Below are 8404 nucleotides of genomic sequence, written 5' to 3' on the forward strand. Positions count from 1 at the left end.
AAGATCGAGCAGAAGGAAGACCTGCTCGGCACCACCGCCGTGGCCGAGCGGCTGCAGAAGATCCTCGCCCTCATGGAAGGCGAGATCGGCGTGCTGCCGGTGGAAAAGCGCATCCGCAGCCGCGTCAAGCGGCAGATGGAGAAGACCCAGCGCGAGTACTATCTCAACGAGCAGATGAAGGCGATACAGCGCGAGCTGGGCGACGGCGAGGAAGGCTCCAACGAGCTGACCGAGCTCGAGGAGAAGATCAAGAAGACCAAGCTTTCCAAGGAAGCGCGGACCAAGGCCGACGCCGAGCTCAAGAAGCTCAAGACGATGAGCCCGATGTCCGCCGAAGCGACGGTCGTCCGGAACTATCTCGATTGGCTGCTGACGCTCCCCTGGGGCAAGAAGAGCAAGGTCAAGCGCGACCTCCTCTACGCCGAGAAGGTGCTGGACGAGGATCACTACGGCCTCGAGAAGGTCAAGGAACGCATCCTGGAGTACCTTGCGGTGCAGTCGCGCACCGGCAAGCTCAAGGGGCCGATCCTCTGCCTCGTCGGCCCTCCAGGTGTCGGCAAGACCTCGCTCGGCAAGTCGATCGCCAAGGCGACCGGCCGCGAGTTCGTGCGCATGGCGCTCGGCGGCGTGCGTGACGAGGCCGAGATCCGTGGCCACCGGCGGACCTATATCGGCTCCATGCCCGGCAAGGTGATCCAGTCGCTCAAGAAGGCAGGTAAGAGCAATCCGCTGTTCCTGCTCGACGAGATCGACAAGATGGGCCAGGATTTCCGCGGCGATCCATCCTCGGCGCTGCTCGAAGTGCTGGATCCGGAGCAGAACCACACGTTCAACGACCACTATCTCGAGGTCGACTACGACCTCTCGGACGTGATGTTCGTCACCACCTCGAACACGCTCAACATCCCCGGCCCGCTGATGGACCGCATGGAGATCATTCGCCTCTCGGGTTACACCGAAGAGGAGAAGTTCGAGATCGCCCGGCGCCACCTGATCCCGGAGACGCTGAAGGAGAACGGCCTGCAGCCCAAGGAGTTCGTCATCAACGACGAGCTGCTGATGGCGGTGGTGCGGAACTATACCCGTGAAGCGGGCGTGCGTAACCTGAAGCGCGAGCTGTCGAAGCTCATGCGGAAGGCGGTTCGCGACCTGATGACGAAGAAGGCCACCAAGGTCGAGATCACGCCCGAGCTGCTCGAGGAATATCTCGGGCCGGCGTTCTACCGGAACGACAAGATCGATGCCGAGCCGCAGGTCGGCGCGGTGACGGGCCTCGCCTGGACTTCGGTCGGCGGTGAGATCCTGACGATCGAAGGCGTGATGACGCACGGCAAGGGCCGCATGACGGTGACCGGCAACCTCAAGGAAGTGATGAAGGAATCCATCACTGCCGCATCGGGCTATGTCCGGTCGAGGTCGGTCGAGCTCGGCATCAAGCCGCCGCTGTTCGATACGCGCGACATCCACCTGCACGTGCCGGAAGGCGCGACGCCGAAGGATGGTCCGTCCGCGGGCATCGCCATGGCCACCGCCATCGTCTCGCTGATGACCGGCATCCCGGTCCGGCACGACGTGGCGATGACCGGCGAGGTAACGCTGCGCGGCCGCGTGCTGCCGATCGGCGGGCTCAAGGAGAAGCTGCTCGCAGCGCTCCGCTCGGGCATCAAGACGGTCCTCATCCCCGAGGAGAATACCCGCGATCTGAAGGAAATCCCCGAGATCGTGACCAAGGGAATGGAGATCATCCCGGTGAGCCGCATGGACGAGGTGCTGAGCCGCGCCCTGGTCAAGCAGCCCGAGCCGATCGAATGGAAGTACGACGAGGACAAGCCCGCCGCAGTGCCGGCGATCGAAACCCCCGTCGATGGCGACGAAGCCGGCACGAGCCTGCCGCACTAAGCGGGCTCGGAGCGATGAAGTTGGAAACGGCGCCTTGGGGCGCCGTTTTCGTTTGCGCCAGCCCGACGGGGCTCGGGTTTGGTGCCGCCCTGCAGCTGACCGCCTCTCCACAGCGCTCCCCACAAAGAGGAGGGTGCCGCACCCAGTGCGTGGCATCATCTTGCCCAAGGCACCGGCGCGCACCTCCCCCTTCATGGGGAGGCCGGGAGGGGGCCGTGCGGTTCAGCTCTTGCGCCTCCCCCCTCTGTCATCCCAGCCGAGAGTTGGGTCGCCTTCCGCAGGGATGCCATCGACTGCGGGCAGGCACCACGCACATCCCGCTTCAGCAGAGCGCAATCCCTGCCACCAGCCCCTCCGAATTCCGCTTGTCCTCGCCCAACTGAACAAATATTGAACGCCTCCTGCATGTCAGCCGGTCCGGAGGGTCCCGACTTGAACAAGGCACTCATTGTCATCCTCAGCGCAGTGACCCTCGATGCAATCGGCATCGGGCTGATCTTCCCGATCCTGCCGAGGCTCTTGCAGGATGTCACGCATACCGGCGAGGTGACGGCGCTGATCGGCATCATGCTGGCGCTCTACTCGGCGATGCAGTTCCTGTTCTCGCCAGTGCTGGGGGTGCTGAGCGATCGCTACGGGCGGCGGCCGGTGCTGCTGCTGTCGCTTGCCGGCGCGGCGATCGACTATCTCATCATGGCGTTCGCGCCCGAACTCTGGATGCTGGTGATCGGCCGCGCCATCGCCGGCATCACCAGCGCCAACATGGCGGTCGCCACCGCCTATATCACCGACATCTCGGCGGAAGAGGAGCGGGCGCGGCGCTTCGGCTATTTCCATGCCATGTTCGGCATCGGCTTCATCATCGGACCGGTGATCGGCGGCATTCTCGGCGACATCTGGGTGCGGGCGCCGTTCCTCGTCGCGGCCGCGCTCAACGCCGTGAACTTCGCGCTGGCGCTGTTCGTCCTCCCCGAGTCCCGGCCGGGAGACAGCACCGCGAAGTTCGATTTAAGGACGCTGAACCCGTTCCGCCCGCTCGGCTGGGCCTTCTCGTTCGCCGCGCTGCTGCCGCTGATGGCCATTTTCGTCATCATGAACTTCGTCGGCACCATGTACGGGACCATCTGGGCGCTGTTCGGCCAGGACATGTTCCAGTGGAACGGCTTGATGATCGGCCTATCGCTCGGCGCCTTCGGCCTCTTCCATGCCGGCGCGCAGGCGCTGCTCACCGGTCCTGCCGCGGCGCGGCTGGGGGAGAAATGGGCGCTGGTCGTCGGCATGGGCTGCGAACTCACCGCGCTGCTGATTCTCGGCTTTGCGACGCAGGGCTGGATTCTCTTCGCGCTGGCGCCGCTGTTCGCTCTGGGCGGCATCGGCATGCCGGCGCTGCAATCGCTGACCACGCAGCAGGTCGACGGCGACAACCAGGGCAAGCTCCAGGGGGTTCTCGCAAGTCTCGTCAGCCTCTCGGCAGTATTCGGGCCGCTATTCTTTGCGATGGTATATTTCGCCCTCAAGCCGACCTGGCCGGGTCTGATCTGGATCGTCGGCGGAGCCGTGTATTTGCTGGCTTTGCCGCTTCTCCTCGGCATCCGGAGAACGCCGATTGCCACAGTAGCGCCCGAGAGCTGACAAAGTTGAGCCAAAATTGACAGTTCATTAACAGAATAGCTGTGCTCCGCTTGCGGAAAAGCCCGGATTTCCTTGCGTTCCGGGCAGAATCGAAGAAGGGTCACGGCGTTTTGGTTCGCCTGTGAGGGCGGGCATCCCACATGTGAGGAAACGCTATGTCTAACAAGAACGATCTGATCGGCGTCGTCGCCGACAAGGCGGGCCTGACCAAGGCCCAGGCCGGAGAGGCTGTCGACGCCGTGTTTGAGGCGATCACGACGTCGCTGAAGAAGGGCGACGAAGTGCGTCTGGTCGGTTTCGGCACGTTTGCGGTTTCCAAGCGCAAGGCTTCGATCGGCCGCAACCCGGCAACGGGCGCGGAGATCAAGATCCCGGCTTCCAACCAGGCCAAGTTCAAGCCCGGCAAGGGCCTCAAGGACTCGATCAACTAAGGATCGTTTCCCGGTCGAGAGCACCATATGGCCCCGTGCGCACGTCGCCGGGGTCTCTTTGTTTTTGGGGCGGGGCAGGGGGCCCCTGAAGGTTGGATGCTGCCGCGCCGCAAGCTCGATGTCATCCCAGCGAGATTCTCAGTGGGCGCGGGCGGTGCCTGAGTTCCAGCTGTTGCTAGAATGACAGCCAGGAGGGTGGGCGCCTCTTGGCAGCCTCATGTCACATGACGGGGAATGGTGGGCGGTGACGGTCTCGAACCGCCGACCCTCTCGGTGTAAACGAGATGCTCTACCAACTGAGCTAACCGCCCATCGGCGACCGCTGGTCCCGACGAGGGGCACTAACTAGGGTTTCGCCACCCGGGCGTCAACCCGTGCCGCCGGCCGAGCGACGACGGGCTGTGCAGTGACGCTCCCTTTGGATAAGCTCGCTCCCCTACGCTGAACGGTTTGTCGGACTGAGGCCAGGGAGGGCTCCGATGTCGATTGCCGAACTTAGCCGATTCGAACTGCCCGGTTTTATGGGCACCCTCATGCATCCAGATCATGCCGGCTACGACGACGCGCGCCGCGTCTACAACGGCATGATCGATCGCAAGCCGGCGCTGATCGCCCGCTGCAACAGTGCCGATGACGTGGTGCTGGCCGTCGGTCTGGCGCGCCGGCTGGACCTGCCGCTCTCGGTCTATGGCGGCGGCCACGCGGTGACCGGCACCGCCGTCTGCGATGACGGCATCTGCGTTGACCTGCGTGGCATGAAGTCAATCGACATCGACCCCGTGGCGCAGACCTGCCGCGTCGAGGCCGGGGCCAACTGGGGCGAGTTCGACGCCGCTACGGCCGCCCATGGCCTCGTGATGACCGGAGGGCGCAATCCCGGTACCGGCGTTGCCGGCCTGACGGTCGGCAGCGGCAGCGGCTGGCTGGAGCGCAAGTTCGGCTATGTCTGCGACAACCTCATTAAGGCCGAAGTGGTCGTGGCCGACGGCCGCAAGGTGATTGCCTCGGAAACCGAGAACCCCGACCTGTTCTGGGGCCTGCGCGGCGGCGGGGGAAATTTCGGAATCGTCACGGCGTTCCATTTCCGCCTGCACAAGCTCGGCCCGATCGTCCTCGCCGGGGTCCTGATGTATCCAGCTCCCATGGCCGGGGCGCTGCTTAGGCACGTTCGCGATTTCATGCTTACGGCACCGGACGAGGTTGGTATCGGCGTCGCGTTCGTCACGGCCCCGAATGCGCCATTCGTACCGGAACCGGCGCGCGGCAAGCCGGCGGCGGTGGTGCAGGTCATCTATGCGGGCGATGTCGAGGACGGCATGAAGGTGCTGGCGCCACTGCGTGCGTTCGGCCCGCCAGCCGCTGACCTGGTGCAGCCGATGCCTTACGCAGAGTTCCAGAAGATGGGCGGCAACTTCCCCGGATCGCTTAACTACTGGACCGCCGACTTCCTCAATGAACTGCCCGAGCAGGCGATCGACGCCTATTCGGCGCTTGCGTTGACGCCGCTGTCGCCGGAATCGGCGATCATCCTCGTTCCGGGGGGTGGCGCACCGTCACGGGTCGCCGAAGAAGCGACTGCGTTCGGCATGCGAACTGCCCCATGGAACGTGCACTACATCTGCGGCTGGTCCGACCCGGCCGACAATGAGCGCAACATCGCCCGGGTCAAGGAGATAGCCTCGGTGCTGAAGCCGTGGGCAACCGGGCGGGTGTACCTGAACTATATCGGCGACGAAGGACAATCGCGGATCGAGAACTCGTTCGGGCCTCGGAAGCTGGCGCGGCTGCAGGCCCTCAAGGCCAAGTGGGACCCGCAGAATTTCTTCCGTCACAACCAGAACATCCGTCCGCTGCCGGCGGTCGGCTGAGCGTTTCGGCGCGGGTTGTGGATTGACGCCGCAAAGCGCGGGAATTGACGCTTGACACTCCCGGACCCGCCCTCTAAACGACCCGCACGTTGCGCGGCCGAGCCGCTCAAGCGGGAGTAGCTCAGTTGGTTAGAGCGCCGGCCTGTCACGCCGGAGGTCGCGGGTTCGAGCCCCGTCTCTCGCGCCACCCTTTCCCTTCACATCGCTGAAGTTTCGGGTCGGCGCACATCGCTTCACAAGGCCGTGTCTTAACGCCCCGGTAGCTTGTCGCGTATGATCGGTTTGCAACCGAACGCACACCACCACATTTCTTTTGGTTGAACCGCGGAACCGCGGGCACGTGCCGGGCATTTGGACGCTGGGAGGCGGCCACGGAGAGGTCCATGCGGTTATCGCCATTTCTGCTGTTCGCAGGATTGATGCTTGCGGCCCCTGCCGGGGCGGCGGTGGCGTCGGACGTGATCGCCATTCCAATCCAGTCGAGCGACGTGGCCGTTCCCGTGGCGGGCGGCGGATTCGACTGGAGTGGATTCTATGCCGGCGTCTACGGCGTGGTGCAGTCGAGCGCCTTGCGCGACGCAGAGGTCGGGGCGGGAATTGAGGCCGGCGTCAACGCGCAGTTCGATTTCTTCCTCGTCGGCGGCGAAGTGGCGCTACACGGGCTGACCGGCGATACCATCGACACCGCCTACGGCCAGGTGACGGGCCGCGGCGGCCTGCTGCTCACCAACGACCTCCTGGCCTACGCCTCGGCCGGCTACGGCATGGAACTCACCGGTACGGGGGAAAGCGACCTCCTGGCCGGTGGCGGCCTCGAGTATGCGGTCACCGATGCGCTGTCGATCAATGCCGAGTATCTGCGCGGCTTCGATCTCGAGGGCGGCAATCCAAAAGACCAGTTTACCCTCGGTGCCCGCTTCCACTTCTAGCGGCACCGAGGTCGTTTTCGCTGGCGAATCTATCTTCGCCGCCGCGATTTCTTGCGCGTTTCTGCGACGTGTAACCCCTTCAAACTGCTGACATTTCAACGCCACATTGCAGCCGCAACGCGTGTCCTTGCGGCAACAGGCGGGGCCAAAGGTCGGACGGCCGGGACCGATCCTGGGCTTCATCGCTTGCGCCCCTCGGGCGGGCCGCCTAACTCACCCCCGTCTGGACTACGGACTACCTACTAGCCTACCCAAAGGATCGTAAATGCGTACTCTCAAGTTTGCTCTGCTCGCCACCGTCGCAGTGGCCGGCATCACCTCGGCCGCCTCGGCCGCCGATCTCATTGTTGACCCGGGTCCCTCCCCGCCGGTGGTGGACAACTTCGTCTCCGGCTTCTCCTGGGAAGGCCCGTATGCGGGTCTGTGGGTTTCGGGCCAGAGCGATGCGGTCTTCGGGCTCGGCGCCGATCTCGGCGTGAACGTGCTCCTCAACGACAACATCATCGCGGGCGTCGAGGGCAACGTCGGATGGCTCGCTCAGGGCGACACGCTGCCCGACAGCCTCCAGGGCCAGGTGAACGGCAAGCTCGGCTTCGTCACCGGCAACCTCGCGTTCTACGGCCTCGCCGGCGCCGGCTACAACGACGCGACCCTTGGCTACACGCCGGTCGGTGTCGGAGCGGAAGTTGGCCTGACCGACTCGCTGTCGGTGAAGGGCGAGTACCAGTACCAGGTCGATTGGGACAACACCGCCGAGAACGCGCAGACCGGCAAGGTCGGCCTCAACTGGCACTTCTAGGCGGGTCTCCCCGGTGAGCTTGAAGGCCCCGCTTCGGCGGGGCCTTTCGTTTGGGGAGATGCCAGCGGGCGGCCGCGTTGTGCCCGGCACGCAACACCGGAGCCAAATCGCGCTGCCTGCAAGCGTTCGCGGGCCCCATTTAGGTTGCACTGTGCCCGCCTCGCCTGCTCAGTTCCATCGACAGACACGGTTAGCGCGGCGGCCCCTGCACTTAAATGGGCTTCGCGCGGATGGGGGGATGGGCTCGGCACTGCCGGGCCCTTCTCGTTTTCCGGCCGCGTTCCGTCACCGCTTGCGGGGCAAACTGCACGCTAAGTGGACTGTAATGATCAACATTAGTTTTCCTTGAATCGCTTGATGGCGTGGGCTAAGCCCGTGCCACACGAAGTCGCGTCGTCTCGCGGGCCCAAAATCGCCCGTCTGGCCGCGCGTGCCGGCCACTCCAGCCGGCCCGACCATTAGGCTGCACAATGAACGAGTTGCTCAGCAACTACCTGCCGATCACCATCTTCATCGGCCTGGCTGCCGTCATCGGCCTGGCCCTCATGATCGCCCCCTTCATTGTCGCTTACAAGAATCCCGACCCGGAGAAGGTGTCGGCGTTCGAAGCCGGATTCGACGCGTTCGACGATGCGCGCATGAAGTTCGACGTGCGCTTCTACCTCGTGTCGATCCTGTTCATCGTGTTCGACCTCGAAGTGGCGCTGCTGTTCCCGTGGGCCGTGGCGTTCCAGGATGTGGGCTGGTTCGGCTACTGGGCGGTCATGATCTTCCTTGGAGTATTGACCATCGGTTTCATCTACGAATGGAAGAAGGGCGCGCTGGAATGGGATTGAGTCAGCAGAC

General features: G+C 64.3%; 7 protein-coding genes and 2 tRNA genes. 8 read left to right on the forward strand and 1 reads right to left on the reverse strand.

Translation table 11 applies throughout. The features are described 5' to 3' along the window. From lon to JWQ89_RS07040, 3 genes are all read left to right on the forward strand, one after another. Positions 1-1899: endopeptidase La (gene lon, locus JWQ89_RS07030; RefSeq protein WP_299639603.1), on the forward strand; the 1899-nt coding region annotated here is incomplete at its 5' end. A 432-nt stretch (positions 1900-2331) separates the two neighbouring features. Further along, entirely contained in the window at positions 2332-3531 is a 1200-nt protein-coding gene (tet, locus tag JWQ89_RS07035) for a Tet(A)/Tet(B)/Tet(C) family tetracycline efflux MFS transporter (RefSeq protein ID WP_299639604.1), read from the forward strand. Positions 3532-3686: 155 nt separating this feature from the next. Then, positions 3687-3962, forward strand: a complete 276-nt coding sequence (locus JWQ89_RS07040; RefSeq protein ID WP_299639606.1) for an HU family DNA-binding protein — start codon at positions 3687-3689, stop codon at positions 3960-3962. A gap of 235 nt (positions 3963-4197) precedes the next feature. Here JWQ89_RS07040 and JWQ89_RS07045 read toward each other — a convergent pair. Continuing rightward, positions 4198-4273, reverse strand: a tRNA-Val gene (locus tag JWQ89_RS07045). A 168-nt stretch (positions 4274-4441) separates the two neighbouring features. On the opposite strand from JWQ89_RS07045, the gene JWQ89_RS07050 reads away from it, so the two are divergent. The 5 genes from JWQ89_RS07050 (at position 4442) to JWQ89_RS07070 (ending at position 8394) form a co-directional block, all read left to right on the forward strand. Next, complete coding sequence (locus JWQ89_RS07050) at positions 4442-5830, forward strand: FAD-binding oxidoreductase (protein ID WP_299639608.1); 1389 nt, start codon at positions 4442-4444, stop codon at positions 5828-5830. 110 nt (positions 5831-5940) lie between these two features. Beyond that, positions 5941-6017: transfer RNA gene (locus JWQ89_RS07055), tRNA-Asp, on the forward strand. Positions 6018-6213: 196 nt separating this feature from the next. After that, entirely contained in the window at positions 6214-6759 is a 546-nt protein-coding gene (locus JWQ89_RS07060; RefSeq protein WP_299639610.1) for a porin family protein, read from the forward strand. 265 nt (positions 6760-7024) lie between these two features. Further along, positions 7025-7558, forward strand: a complete 534-nt coding sequence (locus tag JWQ89_RS07065) for an outer membrane beta-barrel protein (protein WP_299639612.1) — start codon at positions 7025-7027, stop codon at positions 7556-7558. Between the two features lie 470 nt (positions 7559-8028). Beyond that, positions 8029-8394, forward strand: coding sequence for an NADH-quinone oxidoreductase subunit A (locus tag JWQ89_RS07070; protein ID WP_299639614.1), 366 nt, complete (start codon positions 8029-8031; stop codon positions 8392-8394). Positions 8395-8404: the final 10 nt, after the last annotated feature.

It is taken from the genome of Devosia sp., from assembly GCF_028290645.1.
GTDB lineage: Bacteria > Pseudomonadota > Alphaproteobacteria > Rhizobiales > Devosiaceae > Devosia_A.